The sequence below is a fragment of the Cupriavidus sp. UGS-1 genome, assembly GCF_021213615.1.
GTDB lineage: Bacteria > Pseudomonadota > Gammaproteobacteria > Burkholderiales > Burkholderiaceae > Cupriavidus.
In genome coordinates this window covers 208,743-223,261 of the sequence record NZ_JAJQJF010000002.1, presented here as the reverse complement: position 1 = coordinate 223,261, position 14,519 = coordinate 208,743, and the positions used below count along the sequence as shown (strand labels likewise).

Here is a 14,519-nt window from a genome sequence, read left to right as displayed (position 1 = left end):
ATGCCGTTTTATCGCACCGGCTTAACACGGGGTTATGGACCGGGCGTGGCCGCCCGGCCCGCAGCGCTCTGTCAGTACAGCGTCTGGCGGATCCGCTGCGGCAGTTCGGCGTCGTAGGCGCGGCCGTCGATGGCGTCGCGGCTCAGCGTCGCCAGGATGGTGCCGGTGCTCGGCAACGCGCTGCGCGGAATCTGCGCTTCGGGCGACCACAGCCGCGAACGCACCAGCGCGCGGGCGCACTGGAAGAACACCGAGCGGATCGCGATCAGCAGCACCGTGGAGGGAGCCTTGCCGTCGACCGTGCACTGCGCGATCCGCTCCGGATCGGTCGAGATCGTCGCCGTGCCGGCCACGCGCAACGTCTCGTCGACGCCCGGCACGAGGAACAGCAGGCCGACGCGCGGGTCGGCGAGGATATTGCGCAGGCTGTCGATGCGGTTGTTGCCGCGGCGGTCCGGCAGCAGCAGCGTGCGGTCGTCCAGCACCTTGACGAAGCCGGGCGCATCGCCGCGCGGCGAGCATTCGGCCATGCCGTCGGCCACCGTCGACAGCAGGCAGAACGGCGAGGCCTCGACGAAGGCGCGATAGTGCGGATGCAGGTAGTCGACTTCCTTGGCGAGCGAGGCCGGCGCGGGATTGCCGTAGCGCGTTTCCGGGTCTGCCAGCGTGGCGATGGTGTGATCGGTCATGGCGGATGGGCGGTCGAGCGAGGTGGAGGAGCGGGGCGGCCGCGGGTTGGTATTCCCGACGGGTGGTGCGTTCGGGCGGTGCGCGGCAACGGCAAGTCTACAGCGTGACGGTGCCCCGGCCGATTTCGATCACGCGGCCGCCGACGCGGATCGCGCCCTCGCCATCTTCGGTATCGACTTCCAGCCGCAGCCGGCAGGACCGCTCGACCAGATCGCCCTGGGCAATCTCGTAGCGCGCCGGCAAGGCATGGCCGGTGGCGAGCAGCCAGCCGCCGAGATTCGCGCAGGCCGAGCCGGTGCCCGGGTCCTCGGCCACGCCGCCGCCCTGCTTGGTAAAAAAGTAGCGGGCGACCACGCGCCCAGGCTGCTGCGGATCGAAGGCGAACAGATAGGCGGTCTTGCGGCCGAGGCTGCTGGCGGGCCAGGCGTCCAGGCGGCTGCCGTCCGGCACCGCGCGGCGCACGGCGTCGGGGCTGCTGAGCGGCACCAGCAGCTGATCGGCGCCGGTATCGACCCAGATCGGCGAGCCGGCCAGATCGTCGGCCCGCAGTCCGAGCAGCGCGGCAACTTCCGCATCGGGCAGTGGCGCCGGCGCGGTCTTCGGCTGGCCGCGATGCGGCGCGGTGAAGGTCCACACATCGCCTTGCGCGCGCACCGGCACGACGCCCGCCTTGAACTCGAGCGTCAGCGCATCGCCGGTGTTGCGCAGCGCCCGTACCGCATGCGCGGTGCCCAGCGTCGGATGGCCGGCGAAGCGCATCTCATAGCCGGGCGTGAAGATCCGCACCATTGCGTCGGCCTGCTCCGACGGCAGGATGAAGGTCGTCTCGGACAGGTTGAACTGCAGCGCCAGCGCCTGCATGGTGGCGTCGTCCAGCCCGCGGCCGTCCTCGAACACACACAGGGGATTGCCGCCGAAGGTCGATTCGGCAAAGACATTGAGCAGGCGGAAGGCGTAGGTGGGCATGGCGGTGGCATCGATAAATGACAAGCTGCCAGTGTAGGGCGATGGGCGCGCGCGGCCATGTACAGTTGACGACTCATCGATCGGGCCAGTGCAAAAAAAACGCCGGCATGGTGCCGGCGCAATGAGTGTCCAGGGGGACGGCTGTTCGGGGAAGGTCAGAACCCCACCGCCTGTCCGTCGCGACGGCTGTCGCTGGCGGCGACATAGCCGTGTTCGGCATCTTCCGACAGGCGCCAGATGAACTGGCCGGAGCCGAAGTCCATATACGGGTCCGCCACCGACTTGAGCTGGTGGCCGCGGTCCTTCAGGCCCGCAACGGTGGCCGGGTTCATCGTCGCTTCGACGTCCAGCGTGAAGTCGCGGTTGACCTTCCAGCGCGGCGCGCAGCAGGCGGCCTGCGGCTGCTGCTTGTAGTCGAGCATGCGCACCACGGTCTGCAGATGGCCCTGCGGCTGCATGTCTCCGCCCATCACGCCGAAGCTCATCACCGGCTGCCCGTCGCGCGTCATGAAGGCGGGGATGATCGTGTGGAACGGCCGCTTGCCGCCGGCCACCACATTGGGCGACTTCGGATCCATCGAGAAGCCGACGCCGCGGTTCTGCAGGCTGATGCCGGTGCCGGGCACCACCACGCCGGAGCCGAAGCCCATGTAGTTCGACTGGATGAACGAGATCATCATGCCACTCTCGTCGGCCGCGGTCAGGTAGATCGTGCCGCCGACCTTGGGCATGCCGAAGTCGAAATGCGTGGCGCGCTTCATGTCGATCAGCTTGGCGCGCGACTTCAGGTAGCCGTCGTCGAGCATCTGCTCGGGCGTGACTTCCATGCTGCGCGGGTCCGACACGTAGCGGTACAGGTCGGCGAACGCCAGCTTCATTGCCTCGATCTGCAGATGCTGCGAGTCGATCGAATCGACCGGCAGGTTGCCCACGTCGAAGTTGTCCAGGATGCCGAGCGCCATCAGCGCGGCGATGCCCTGGCCGTTGGGCGGAATCTCGTGGATCTCGTAGCCGCGATAGGACTTGCGGATCGGCTCGACCCAGTCCGGGCGGTAGTCGCGCAGGTCGGCCATCGTCATCGCGCCGCCGCACTCCTTGCTGAAGGCGGCGATGCGCTCGGCGATCTGGCCTTCGTAGTAGTCGCGGCCGCCGCTGGCGCCGATGCGGCGCAGCGTTTCCGCGGCGGCCTTCATCACGAACTTCTCGCCGGTATGCGGCGCGCGGCCGTTCGGCATGAAGGTGTCGGCGTAGCCCGGCTGGTCCTTCAGGTCCGGCACCGCGGCGGCCCACTTGTGCGCGACGATCGGCGGCACCGCGTAGCCGCGCTCGGCGATCTCGATCGCCGGTTCCATCAGGTCGGCGAACGGCAGCTTGCCGAAGCGCTCGTGCAGCGCGGCCCAGCCGGCCACCACGCCCGGCACGGTGACGCTGTCCCAGCCGCGGATCGGCCGCTTGGCCAGGCCGTTGCCTTCCTCGCCGTACTTGTTGCGGAAGTAGTCGGGGTTCCAGGCGGCCGGCGCCACGCCCGACGCGTTCAGGCCGTGCAGCTGCTTGCCGTCCCACAGGATCGCGAAGGCATCGCTGCCCAGGCCGCACGAGACCGGCTCGACGATGGTGATCGCGGCGGCGGCGGCAATCGCCGCGTCGATCGCATTGCCGCCCTTGAGCAGCATGCGCAGGCCGGCCTGCGCGGCCAGCGGATGCGAGGTCGATACCACGTTGCGCGCGAACAGCGGAATGCGCACGGAGGGGTAGGGATTGGTCCAGTCGAAGGTCTGCATGGCTTGTCTCTTGGCGTTGCCGCCGTGATGGCGGCTATGGTTGTCTGCCGCTTATTCCGCGGTGATGTTGCGGTCCTTGATCAGTTTGCCCCAGCGGGCGCTTTCCTTGCTGACGATCGCCGCGAACTGCGCGGGCGTGCCGCCGACCGGCTCGGCGCCGAGCTTGGCCAGCCGTTCCTTGACCTCCGGCGCCTGGATCGCCTTGTTGAACTCGGCGTTCAGCCGCGTCACCAGGTCGGCCGGCAGGTTCTTCGGGCCATAGATGCCGAACCAGGTCTCGCTGACGAAGCCGGGCAGGCCCGATTCGCCTACGGTCGGCACGTCGGGCACCAGCGACGAACGCTTCGGGCTCGTTACCGCCAGCGCCTTGAGCTTGCCGTCGCGCACGTGCGGCAGGGCGGTGACGATGCTGTCGAACAGGATATGCACCTTGCCCGAGATCAGGTCGGCGATCGACAGCGCGGTGCCCTTGTACGGGATGTGCGTCAGCTGGACGCCGGCCTGCGCGCTGAAGGCCTCGGCCATCAGATGGACCACGGTGCCGTTGCCGCTGGACGCGTAGTTCAGTTCGCCGGGGTGCGCCTTGGCATGGGCGATCAGTTCCTTGACGTTGTTGACCGGCAGATGGTTCGTCACCACCAGCAGGTTGGTCGCGCTGGCGACCTGGCCGATCGGCGTGAAATCGGTCTGCACGTTGTACGGCAGCTTCGGATGAATATGCGGTCCGATCGAATGCGTGCTGCTGGTGGCCATCAGCAGCGTGTAGCCGTCGGCCGGGGCCTTGGCGGCCATGTCGGAGCCGATCGAGCCGCCCGCGCCGGGCCGGTTGTCGACCACGACCTGCTGGCCCAGGTTGGCGCCGACCTTCTGCGCGATCGCGCGCGCCAGCAGGTCGGTCGCGCCGCTGGCGGGGAAGGGCACGATCAGGCGGATCGGCTTGGCGGGATAGCTCTCGGCCAGGGCGGGCGCGGCGGCGAAGGCCAGCGTCGCCGCCAGGCCGGTGCCCAGCAGGCGCAGCCAGGATGTCATCTCAATCTCCGTGGACGTTGTCGTTCGATGCCGGCGGACCGGCCGATGGCGCATTATTCCGTGCAGCTTTACATAATGAAAGCTAATATTTCTTTCTTTTGCCTCAAGTTTCCCTTAAGGCTGACTTCGGGCTGACTTCGGGCCGACTTCGGGTCGCGCTTCAGGGTTTCATTGAACGCTGTCCCGGCCATCCGGCGAGGGCCGCTTCCCCTTATGTTATGAGCACCATTCGCTTTCTTCGCACCTTTGTCGCGGTCGCCGAGCACGGCTCCTTCGCCGCCGCCGCCGGCCATGTCGCGCTGACCCAGGCCGCGGTCAGCCTGCAGATGCGCGCGCTGGAGGGCGAACTGCGGCGCGACCTGTTCGATCGGACCGGGCGCGTGGTCGTGCTCAATGCGGGCGGGCGCGAGCTGCTGCCGCGCGCGCGCCAGCTGCTCGCGCTGTACGACGAGATGCGCGCCGCGCCCGAGACGCCCGAGGCGATGGCGGGCGCGGTCGCCGTCGGCGCGGTGGTGTCGGTGATGGGAGGCCTGTCGCATGTGGTGGCCAGCATGAAGACCGAGCATCCGGCGCTGGACGTCCGGCTGGTCGGCGCCAAGTCGATCGAGCTGGCGACGCTGGTCGAGGCCGGCGAGCTCGACGCGGCCATCGTGGTGGAGGGGCCGGGCCGGCTGGCGGGGGCGCTGCGCTGGACGCCGCTGTATCGGGAGCCGCTGGTGGCGATCGCCGCGGCCGGCAGCGCCGCCACGGATGCGCGCCAGGCGCTGGCGGGGCAGGCCTTCCTGCGCTTCGACCGCACGCAGCTGACCGGCATGCTGGTCGAGCGGGCCCTGCGGCGCGCGCATCTGCGCGTCAACGAGTTCCTCGAACTCAATTCGATCGAGGCACTGGTCGAACTGGTGCGGCAGCAGGTCGGCGTCACCGTGGTGCCGCTGCTGCAGCGGGCGCGCTGGCGCGACGACGAGGCGTTGCGGGTGCTGCCGCTGGAGGCGGGCGGCGAGCCCGTATGGCGCACCATCGGCATGCTGGAGCGGCGCGACCATGCGCGCCGGCATATCACCGAGGCGATCCGCGCGGCGTGCGCGGCGCTGTTCTGCGCGCCGCGCTAGGCCGGGTTCGCATCGATCGGGACCCAAAAAAAACGGGGTGCCGGCTGGCACCCCGTTTCACGTCTTGCATCGTTGCTTCTTATTCTTCCTGGAACGCTTCCTCGCGCTTGGCCTTGATCGACGGCAGGGCGACGATCAGCACCAGGATCGCGGCGGCGATCAGCAGGCTCAGCGACAGCGGACGGGTGAAGAACACCGAGAACTCGCCACGCGAGAGCAGCAGCGTGCGGCGGAAGTTCTCTTCCATCATCGGTCCGAGCACGAAGCCGAGCAGCAGCGGCGCCGGTTCGCACTTGAGCTTCAGGAACAGATAGCCCACCACGCCGAAGGCCGCGGTCTGGAACACGTCGAAGGTGGTGTTCTGGACCGAGTAGACGCCGATACAGCAGAACGTCAGGATGGCCGGGTACAGGAAGCGGTAGGGCACCTTCAGCAGCTTGACCCAGATGCCGATCAGCGGCAGGTTCAGGATGATCAGCATCAGGTTGCCGATCCACATTGAGGCAATCAGGCCCCAGAACAGCTGCGGGTTGCTGGTCATCACCTGCGGACCCGGCTGGATGTTGTGGATCGTCATCGCGCCGACCATCAGCGCCATCACTGCGTTGGGCGGGATGCCCAGCGTCAGCAGCGGAATGAAGGAGGTCTGCGAAGCGGCGTTGTTGGCCGATTCCGGACCCGCCACGCCTTCGATCGCGCCCTTGCCGAACTCCTGCGGATACTTCGACGACTTCTTCTCCAGCGTGTAGGCCGCGAACGAAGCCAGCGAGGCGCCGCCGCCCGGCAGGATGCCCAGCGCCGAGCCGAGCACGGTGCCGCGCAGCACCGCCGGGACCATGCGCTTGAAGTCTTCCTTGGTCGGGAACAGGTTGGTGATGCTGTCGGTGAAGGTCTCGCGCTTTTCGCGTTGCTCCAGGTTCGCGATGATTTCCGCGAAACCGAAGATACCCATCGCCACGGCCACGAAGTTCAGGCCGTCGGTCAGTTCCGGCACGTCGAACGAGAAGCGCGCCGCGCCCGAGTTGACGTCGGTACCGACCAGGCCCAGCAGCAGGCCCAGCACGATCATCGCGATCGCCTTGACCAGCGAGCCCGAGGCCAGCACCACGGCGCCGATCAGGCCCAGCACCATCAGCGAGAAGTACTCGGCGGGGCCGAACTTGAACGCCAGTTCCGACAGCGGCGCGGCAAAGCCGGCCAGGATCAGCGTGGCCACGCAGCCGGCGAAGAACGAGCCCATGCCCGCGGTCGCCAGCGCCACCCCGGCGCGGCCGCGCCGCGCCATCTGGTAGCCGTCGATGGTTGTCACCACCGAGGACGATTCACCCGGCAGGTTGACCAGGATCGCGGTGGTCGAGCCACCGTATTGCGCGCCGTAGTAGATGCCCGCCAGCATGATCAGCGCGGCCACCGGCGGCAGCGTGTAGGTGATCGGCAGCAGCATCGCGATGGTCGCGAGCGGTCCCAGGCCGGGCAGCACGCCGATCAGCGTGCCGAGCAGGCAGCCGAGAAACGCGTAGGCCAGGTTCTGGAAGGTCAGGGCGGTCGAGAAGCCGATGCCCAGGTTGGTTAGCAGTTCCATCTGGCGCTCCTTAGCCGGTAATGAAGGCCGGCCACACCGGCATCTGCAGATTGATGCCGTAGACGAAGGCGCCCATGCTGATCAGCACCAGCACGATGGTGTTCAGGATCGCGCCGCGCCATGTGAACTCGTGGCTGGCCATCGACGACACCAGCACCAGCACGATCACCGACAGCACCATGCCCAGCGGCTTGAGCAGCAGGCCGAACAGCACCACCGAACCGAGGATCCACAGCAGCAGCTTGATATCCCAGCGGGCCAGCTCGTCGCCCTCGCCCTTGCTGGACATCGATCCGATCAGCACCAGCACGCCCAGCAGGGCGAGCACGACGCCGAGCCAGAACGGGAAATACCCCGGGCCCATCTTCGCGGCGGTTCCCATCGAATAGCCGCGAGCGACCCAGGAAAAGCCGAATCCGACCAGGATGAACATCAGGCCGGAGGCAAAGTCCTTTTGGCTACGTATGCGCAAAATGATTCTCCTCGATTTAACAAAACTGGTGCTTGCGGTGCTGTGAGCCGCGCGTCGATGGCGCTGGTCTCATGGTGTCGCGACGGGCCGTTGCGGCGTTTGTGCGGTGCAACGAAATCGCGCGCGGCACCCTCCCCGTCCGCAGGCAGGGGGAAGGTAAGGGCGCCACCTTTCAGCGACCTTTCAGATGTCTGCAAACTTGGTCAATGTGAGGGTATCTCCCTAGGTCCCCGCCGAAGCCGCCTGACCGGTCGTACCGGAGGGCGGTGCCGTGGACCGCGGCGGTGCCGTCATGGCCGTCGGCTATCATCGGCAGCGCCGCGGCGGTCATGCCGCGCCGCCGCGCCGTCGTGCGCATTCATGCGACGGCGTACGCCGTCGTCGCCTCCTCCACCGTTACTTGCAAGGGCCAGTTTGGAAAGCATTGAACACGTGATCCTGATCGGCGCCGTGGTGATGTCGCTCGGCATCGTCGTCGGCGCCTTCTCTTCGCGCATCGGCGTGCCGTTCCTGCTGGTATTCCTGCTGGTCGGCATGCTGGCCGGGGTGGACGGGCCGGGCGGAATCCGCTTCTCCAATACCTGGCTCAGCTTCCTGGTCGGCAATCTGGCGCTGGCCGTGATCCTGCTCGATGGCGGACTGCGGACCCGGTACGAAACCTTCCGCGTCGCGTTGCGGCCGTCGCTGGCGCTGGCCACCGTGGGCGTGCTGCTGACCACCGGGCTGGTCGGCCTGTTCGCCGCCTGGGTGCTGGAGATCGACTGGAAGCTCGGCCTGCTGCTGGGCGCGATCGTCGGCTCGACCGACGCCGCCGCCGTCTTCTCGCTGCTCAACAGCAGCGGGGTGCGGCTGAAGGAGCGGGTCGCCAGCGTGCTGGAGATCGAATCGGGCATCAACGATCCGATGGCGATCTTCCTGACGCTGACGCTGATCGAGTGGATCCATGCGCCGGAAGGGCTCGGTGGCGGCGCGCTGCTGTGGCGGCTGCTGGTGCAGTTCGGCGTCGGCGGCGCGCTGGGCCTGGCGCTCGGCTATTGCCTGGCCAATGTGCTCGAGCGCATCCGGGTCGCCGAGGGACTGCAGGCGATCCTGCTGTGTTCGGGGGGCGCCATGGTGTTCGCGATCGTGCAGAGCGCCGGCGGTAGCGGCTTTCTGGCGGTGTATCTGACCGGCATGCTGATCGGCAACCGCGACCGCGCGGTCAGCCCCGACGCGATGCGGGCGATGGACGGCATGGCGTGGCTGGCCCAGTCGGCGATGTTCCTGCTGCTGGGCCTGCTGGTGACGCCGCACCGGATCTGGGACGTGGCAGTGCCGGCGATGGCGGTGGCGCTGTTCCTGATGCTGGTCGCTCGTCCGCTGGCGGTCTGGATTTCGCTGCTGCCGTTCCGCTTCAATGCGCGCGAGAAGGGTTTCATCGCGTGGATGGGACTGCGCGGCGCGGTGCCGATCGTGCTGGCGCTGTTCCCGCTGCTGCAAGGCATGCCCGATGCCGGCCTGCTGTTCCGCATCGCCTTTGCCGTGGTGCTGGCCAGCCTGCTGCTGCAGGGGACCACGGTACCGTTCGCCGCGCGGCTCGGGCGCGTGCTGCGGCCTGCGTATCCCGAGCCGCTGGCGCGCGAACGCCTGCACGGCACGCGTGCGCCGGCGATGGACCTGATGCAGTTCGAGGTCGAACCCGACTCGGCGGCGGCCGGCGTGCGCGCGGATCGGCTGGAATTGCCGCCGCGTTGCCGCCTGATGACGGTGGCCCGCGACGAGGCGCTGATGCCGCCCGAACGGGCGGTGCTGCACGCCGGCGATACCGTCTCGGTGCTGGGGCCGGCGAGCAGCGTGCCGACGCTGGCGCGGCTGTTCAGCACGCCGGAGCGGGCGCCGGTCTGGCAACAGGTCCCGCACGACTTCGTGCTGTCGGGCGACGCGCTGCTGCGCGACGTCGCCGGACTGTACGGCACGCGGGATCTGACGCCGAGCGAATATCCGTCGACGCTCGAGGCCGCGATGCTGAACGCCTTTGCCACGCCGCCGGTGGAAGGCGACGCGGTCGAGATCGCGGGACTGACCCTGACCGCGGCGCGCATGGAGGATGGCCGGATCTTGCAAGTCGGGTTGAGGTTGCCGCGGCAGGCTTAGCGCAATGCTCCCATATTGACCAGTTGGCGCACGGTCCAGCCCAGCACGGGGGGCAGCTTGCCGCTATACAGGTCGAGCACGATCTTGCCGGCAGAGGGCTTGCTGCGTTGCACTTGCTGGCGGGACGGGTCGGACAGCGCGAACTTGCCGGTATCGCCTTTGGGATCGGGCATTTCCATGCCGGCGATGCGTATTGTCGAGACGACCCATTGCAGCGAGTGGGCCAGCGCGTCCAGCGCCCGGTGCACCGCCTGCAGGTCCTCACGGTATGGCGCGACCGCGGCGTCCGGCAGGTCGGCGGTATGGTCGAGGGGGACGACGTGCTCGCGCCGGATCCGGTCGATCAACGGCAGCGCATTCGCTGCCGCCTCGCGCAGTTCCAGCGCCTGTCGGCGCGTGGCGTGGTTCGCGTCGAGTTCGCCTTCGTGGTTCATCGAGGCCAGCCAGCCCGGCAGTTTCGCACTCGCGCGTTCCAGCACGTCGCAGACGGTTTCCAGCATGCCGGGCCTGGACCGGCTGCCTTCGAGCGCGTCGCGCAGTGTCCGCTCGATGTCCCGCTTGAGATTCCCCATCTGCGCCGCCGATTGCCGGCGTAGCTGCTCGACTTCGGCGTCCAGGCGATTCTCCAGCGCATTGGCGGTGTCGCCCAGCGCCATCGAGGCATGGCGGTCGGCATGGTCCCATTGCTGCCGCAACGTGTGGGCGAGCGCGCTGTTGCCATCCTTGTCCAGCTCCGCCAACTGCCAGCCGGTCCCGCCGTCCCGGCCGGGGCCGCCCGCATCGGGCTCGTCAATGCCGTGGTCCGCCATCCTGGCGCGATACTGGTCGCGCAGGCTGGCCCACTGCTGCAGCGAGCCGTCCAGCGTGCGGGCCGCCTTGACCGCAAGCTGCCCTTCCTGCTGCGCCACGTCTTGCACGCGCCTGGCTTCGAGGCGCCGATTGTGCGCGTTCATCAGCCGGCCGGTAATGTGGACGCTGGCCAGGTCGAGCAGGGTTGCGGCTATCGCGCCGGCCGGCACGCTGGTGGTCCAGTCCGACAGTTCGGGGAACAGGCCGCGCAGTTCTTCGAGCCGGGCTTCGGCGAGCAGCATGTCGCGGCGCACCTGCTCCATGACCTCGTGCCGTGCGCGCAGAAACGACTTGATCGCGGGAAACATGACGCCGATCACATCGGACGGGCCAAGCTCGGCGTTGCGGATACGGTCGTGCAGCGCATGTACGCCGGCCTGCCAGCGTGCCTCCAGCGGGATCGCCGGATAGCCGCCGCGCCGGTGCGACGCGTGGCCGTGGTCTTCCGCAAAGTCGTCGAGCAGCGCGGCAACGTTGTCGCAGATGGCGGCGATCGGCCAGCGTTCGCGGAAGAAGCGCGCGAACAGCTTGCGCGCGCCGTTCAGCATGGGGCGGTGGTTCAGGGCCACGGCTTCGGTTTCGCCGGCTTCGAGCGCGGCGGACAGCCACTGGAAGTCGCCGCTGTCGAGCTCGCCTCGTGTGGCTTCGTCGAACGGATACCGATCGCTGGCGCGCACGAGCGCGGCAATGGCCGCGGCCCGCTCGTGTCCATGGCCGAGGTCGTGCAGATATTGCAGGTTGCGGGCCGCGAGAAACTGCCGCAGGCAGGCGGGGTCCGACAATTTCGCGTCGACGACGCGCAGCAGTGCTGCCTCGTCCATCCGTTCGCCGCGTGCGGTATGGCGATCGACATCCTGTTGTACGGCCACGCACAAACCCTTGACCAGATCGGCGCGGATCAGGTCGCGCTGCTTCTGCACCGCCAGGTTGCCGTCCAGTTGCGCGCGCGCATGGCTGCGGCGCTGCATCAGCGAGCGGATGTGCGCCGCGTCCTGGCTCAGCGGGCTCAGTGCCAGTTCGCCATCGCAACGGCGCAGCACGTCGTGCAGCTCGCGCTCCTTCAGCGCCGCGAGCAGGCCGGTGCGGTTGGTCAGCAGATCGGTCAGCTTGTCGCCGGCTTCGTGGTCGGCGTCGTCGTCGGACTCGCGTGCCAACCGGGACCGCTTTTGCGCGATGTCGGCTTCGTTCTGCTTCAGGTCGCGCACCAGCTCCCCGTGCTTCAATTCGGCCAGCAATCCCGCGACCGCGGCCTCCCGGTCGCAGGCCTTGCGTTCGCTGGGGCTCATCGCCGCCTGCTGGATCGGTCCGACGCGCAGACGGCGATCGTATTCGCGCAGCCATCGGTCGCGTCCCGCGATGTTGTTCGGGCTCGCCAGCTCGGGGGCGCAACTGGCCAGCGTGGATAGCAGCACGGCGGGATCGCGCTGGCGCGCCCGCGTGGTTTGCGCCTGCAGCCCCAGCTTCAGCTGTTCGGCGACGTAGGCGCGGGTGGCGGGCAACGGACAGGCAGCGCCGTGGCCGACGGTGCCGCCCAGCCCGAGGCTGATGCCATCGAGCATCGCGTACAGCGGCGTGGCCGTCGCGGAATTGGCGGCCGGGGTCAGCAATTCGGCATAGAGCCGCTGATTGGCGCGATGCACGGAGAGGGAGCAACGAAACAGCTGGAACACCTGGTGCAGCGCCGCGTGGGAAAGATAGCTGCCGCGCTCGATGCGGTCGGCGATGGTCAGGCCCGGTACGCGATCGCCGGGCAGGGCCAGGCTGGCGCGGCACAGGCGCTCGCGTACCGCGGCGCCGCCCCGGCTTTCGAACGCGGCGATCAGCGCGCGCCATGACGCCCGGTTGCGCGCGGCGTCGGCGCTGATCTTGCCGATACGGAAGATCCGGTGAAGCCCGGCGCGCAGCGCCATGCCGAAACTGCTGCCGAGCTCCAGCTTGCCGTCGGCGCTGCACTGCACGTGACAGCCGCCGTGCCAGGCGGCAGGCGGCAGCGGCATGTCGAAGTCGATGTGGCTGACGGCCATGATGTCCCCCGAGGGCGTTTCGATTCGCAAGCAACCTGGTAGTCGCGTGGCTCACGATAGGGGCAAGGCCATGTCCGGGCATGCGCAAACATCGTTAAATCCGTCCGCGCGGCAATGTCGATGTCAAAAAAGGAAACGGCCCGCCGCCCATGACGGGCGGCGGGCCGCTATCGCGCCAGCCGGGGAAGGCCGGGCAGATGTCGTCAGTCGACCTTCGCGCCCGAGGTCTTGACGATCTGCGCGTACTTCTTCAACTCGCGCTGCACCAGCGCGCCGAACTGTTCCGGCGTGGTCGGCGCGGGCTGGGCGCCGATACGGGCCATGCGCGCCTTCATCTCGTCGGTCTTCAGGATCGCGACGATCTCGCGATTGAGACGGTCGACGACGTCGCGCGGCACGTTGGCCGGCGCGAACACGCCGAACCAGGTCGAGATGTCGAAGCTCTCCAGGCCCAGGCCCTTGCCCGCTTCGGCGATGGTCGGCAGTTCGGGCACGGCGCTGGCGCGCGCCGGCGTGGTCACGGCGAAGGCCTTGAGCTTGCCGGCCTTGATATTGGCGCTGGCCGAGGCCAGGTTGTCGAAGATCAGGTCGGTCTGGCCCGACAGCACCGACAACTGGGCCGGCGCGGCGCCGTTGTAGGGGATATGGACCATGCTGACTTTCGCCAGGCTCTTGAACAGTTCGCCCGACAGATGGCCGGCGCTGCCGTTGCCCCCCGAGGCGTAGTCCAGCTTGCCCGGGTTCTTGCGCGCGTATTCGACCAGGTCGCGCACCGATTCGATATGCAGCTCGGCGGCCTTGCCCGGGTGCATCACCAGCACGTTGGGCACGTCCGCAACCAGCGTGATCGGCGTGAAGTCCTTGATCGGGTCGTACGGCATCTTCGCGAACAGCGTCGGGTTGATCGCGTGCGTCGCGACCGCGCCCATCACGATGGTGTAGCCGTCGGCCGGTTGGCGGGCCACGTAGTCGGCGCCCAGGTTGCCGCCGGCGCCGGGCCGGTTCTCGATGACGACCGGCTGGCCGAGCGAGTCCTTGAGCTTGTCGCCGATCGCGCGGGCGACGGTGTCGAGCGGACCGCCGGCCGGATAGGGCACGACGAACTTGATCGGCTTGCTCGGCCAGGCGGCGGCAGGCGGTTGGGCAGCGGCCGGAGCGGCGAACAGGGCGGCGCCGACGGACGCCACGAGGGCGGCCGCGCTCAGCGCGTTGGCGGCGAAGGTCTTGAACATGGTAGCCAGTCAGCAGGTTTGGGAATCGGCGGGCGCGGCGGGTCCGCCGGCGCCTCGTATTGGTTTCGTATCGGTCTTGGGGGTCTTCAGTGTCTTGCGTGTCTTCGCCGTCCTGGCGGCCCGACTCAGCCGCGGATGCCGAGCCCGCGCGCCATCATCACGGCGCACAGCGGCAGCAGGATCAGCAGATGCGCTTCGATCATGACCCAGCGGCGCGCGGCCTTCAATTCGGCGTCGGACGGCACGAAGCCGGCCTGGCCCGCGGCCTGCGCGCGCCAGCGGCGGAAGCGGAAGGTCGGCGGCAGCGAGCACAGCGCGATCAGCACGAACACCGTCATCTTGGCGTGGAACCACGGGTTGGGCAGATAGAACTCGACCCCCTTGGCGCCATAGAACAGCCGCAGCAGGCCCGTGGCCAGCGCCGCCATCGCGGAGCCGAAGTACAGCAGATCGTAGATGCCGACGCGGCGCACCGCGGCCGGCGTGATGCCGGGCCGCAGTACGACCGCCTCGGCCACCAGGAAGGTGATCAGCGCGAAGATGGACAGGAAGTGGAGAAAAGCGAGCAAGGCATCGATCTGCATGGGTACTCCGGCTCGGTTCAGGATGGGGGAGGGGCGGAATCGGTGCGGGCGACGGCCGGCCCCGCGGC

General features: G+C 68.4%; 11 protein-coding genes. 2 read left to right on the top strand and 9 right to left on the bottom strand.

Features of this window, described 5'->3' with window-relative positions; genetic code table 11:
• Positions 1–71: 71 nt before the first annotated feature.
• The 4 genes from LRR16_RS03565 to LRR16_RS03550 all read right to left on the bottom strand — a co-directional run bounded on the left by LRR16_RS03565 (position 72) and on the right by LRR16_RS03550 (position 4,466).
• Positions 72–689, bottom strand: coding sequence for a pyridoxamine 5'-phosphate oxidase family protein (locus tag LRR16_RS03565; protein ID WP_232204813.1), 618 nt, complete (start codon positions 687–689; stop codon positions 72–74).
• Positions 690–786: 97 nt separating this feature from the next.
• A complete protein-coding gene (locus tag LRR16_RS03560; protein WP_232204812.1) occupies positions 787–1,656 on the bottom strand; it encodes a PhzF family phenazine biosynthesis protein in 870 nt (289 codons plus the stop codon).
• A 155-nt stretch (positions 1,657–1,811) separates the two neighbouring features.
• Positions 1,812–3,437, bottom strand: coding sequence for a gamma-glutamyltransferase (gene ggt / locus LRR16_RS03555; protein WP_232204811.1), 1,626 nt, complete (start codon positions 3,435–3,437; stop codon positions 1,812–1,814).
• Between the two features lie 51 nt (positions 3,438–3,488).
• Entirely contained in the window at positions 3,489–4,466 is a 978-nt protein-coding gene (locus LRR16_RS03550; protein ID WP_023263429.1) for a tripartite tricarboxylate transporter substrate binding protein, read from the bottom strand.
• A gap of 218 nt (positions 4,467–4,684) precedes the next feature.
• Between LRR16_RS03550 and LRR16_RS03545 the strand changes: the two genes are divergently transcribed.
• On the top strand, positions 4,685–5,575 hold the full coding sequence (locus LRR16_RS03545) for a LysR substrate-binding domain-containing protein (protein WP_023263428.1): 891 nt from the start codon (positions 4,685–4,687) through the stop codon (positions 5,573–5,575).
• Positions 5,576–5,654: 79 nt separating this feature from the next.
• Here LRR16_RS03545 and LRR16_RS03540 read toward each other — a convergent pair whose 3' ends face one another.
• Together LRR16_RS03540 and LRR16_RS03535 are read right to left on the bottom strand one after the other, a co-directional pair.
• A complete protein-coding gene (locus LRR16_RS03540; protein ID WP_006578404.1) occupies positions 5,655–7,157 on the bottom strand; it encodes a tripartite tricarboxylate transporter permease in 1,503 nt (500 codons plus the stop codon).
• A gap of 10 nt (positions 7,158–7,167) precedes the next feature.
• Positions 7,168–7,629, bottom strand: a complete 462-nt coding sequence (locus LRR16_RS03535) for a tripartite tricarboxylate transporter TctB family protein (RefSeq protein ID WP_006578403.1) — start codon at positions 7,627–7,629, stop codon at positions 7,168–7,170.
• Positions 7,630–8,043: 414 nt separating this feature from the next.
• Here LRR16_RS03535 and LRR16_RS03530 point away from each other — a divergent pair, with 414 nt between their 5' ends.
• Positions 8,044–9,762, top strand: a complete 1,719-nt coding sequence (locus LRR16_RS03530; RefSeq protein ID WP_232204810.1) for a potassium/proton antiporter — start codon at positions 8,044–8,046, stop codon at positions 9,760–9,762.
• Here the strand turns inward: LRR16_RS03530 and LRR16_RS03525 are convergent.
• The 3 genes from LRR16_RS03525 to LRR16_RS03515 all read right to left on the bottom strand — a co-directional run bounded on the left by LRR16_RS03525 (position 9,759) and on the right by LRR16_RS03515 (position 14,451).
• On the bottom strand, positions 9,759–12,635 hold the full coding sequence (locus LRR16_RS03525) for a hypothetical protein (RefSeq protein WP_232204809.1): 2,877 nt from the start codon (positions 12,633–12,635) through the stop codon (positions 9,759–9,761). The two genes, LRR16_RS03530 and LRR16_RS03525, sit on opposite strands and share 4 nt — an antisense overlap.
• Positions 12,636–12,838: 203 nt before the next feature.
• Positions 12,839–13,867 (bottom strand): tripartite tricarboxylate transporter substrate binding protein, encoded by a 1,029-nt coding sequence (locus tag LRR16_RS03520; protein WP_232204808.1) that lies wholly within the window; start codon positions 13,865–13,867, stop codon positions 12,839–12,841.
• A 125-nt stretch (positions 13,868–13,992) separates the two neighbouring features.
• The gene (locus LRR16_RS03515) at positions 13,993–14,451 is read right to left on the bottom strand and encodes a DUF2214 family protein (protein WP_053821254.1); all 459 of its coding nucleotides are present in this window, start codon (positions 14,449–14,451) and stop codon (positions 13,993–13,995) included.
• Between the last annotated feature and the right edge of the window lie 68 nt (positions 14,452–14,519).

Bases quoted from the DNA above. Each gene is read 5' to 3' on its own strand.
- LRR16_RS03565 (WP_232204813.1), bottom strand. From the start codon at position 689: ATGACCGATCACACCATCGCCACGCTGGCAGACCCGGAAACGCGCTAC.
- LRR16_RS03560 (WP_232204812.1), bottom strand. From the start codon at position 1,656: ATGCCCACCTACGCCTTCCGCCTGCTCAATGTCTTTGCCGAATCGACC.
- ggt (WP_232204811.1), bottom strand. From the start codon at position 3,437: ATGCAGACCTTCGACTGGACCAATCCCTACCCCTCCGTGCGCATTCCG.
- LRR16_RS03550 (WP_023263429.1), bottom strand. From the start codon at position 4,466: ATGACATCCTGGCTGCGCCTGCTGGGCACCGGCCTGGCGGCGACGCTG.
- LRR16_RS03545 (WP_023263428.1), top strand. From the start codon at position 4,685: ATGAGCACCATTCGCTTTCTTCGCACCTTTGTCGCGGTCGCCGAGCAC.
- LRR16_RS03540 (WP_006578404.1), bottom strand. From the start codon at position 7,157: ATGGAACTGCTAACCAACCTGGGCATCGGCTTCTCGACCGCCCTGACC.
- LRR16_RS03525 (WP_232204809.1), bottom strand. From the start codon at position 12,635: ATGGCCGTCAGCCACATCGACTTCGACATGCCGCTGCCGCCTGCCGCC.
- LRR16_RS03520 (WP_232204808.1), bottom strand. From the start codon at position 13,867: ATGTTCAAGACCTTCGCCGCCAACGCGCTGAGCGCGGCCGCCCTCGTG.
- LRR16_RS03515 (WP_053821254.1), bottom strand. From the start codon at position 14,451: ATGCAGATCGATGCCTTGCTCGCTTTTCTCCACTTCCTGTCCATCTTC.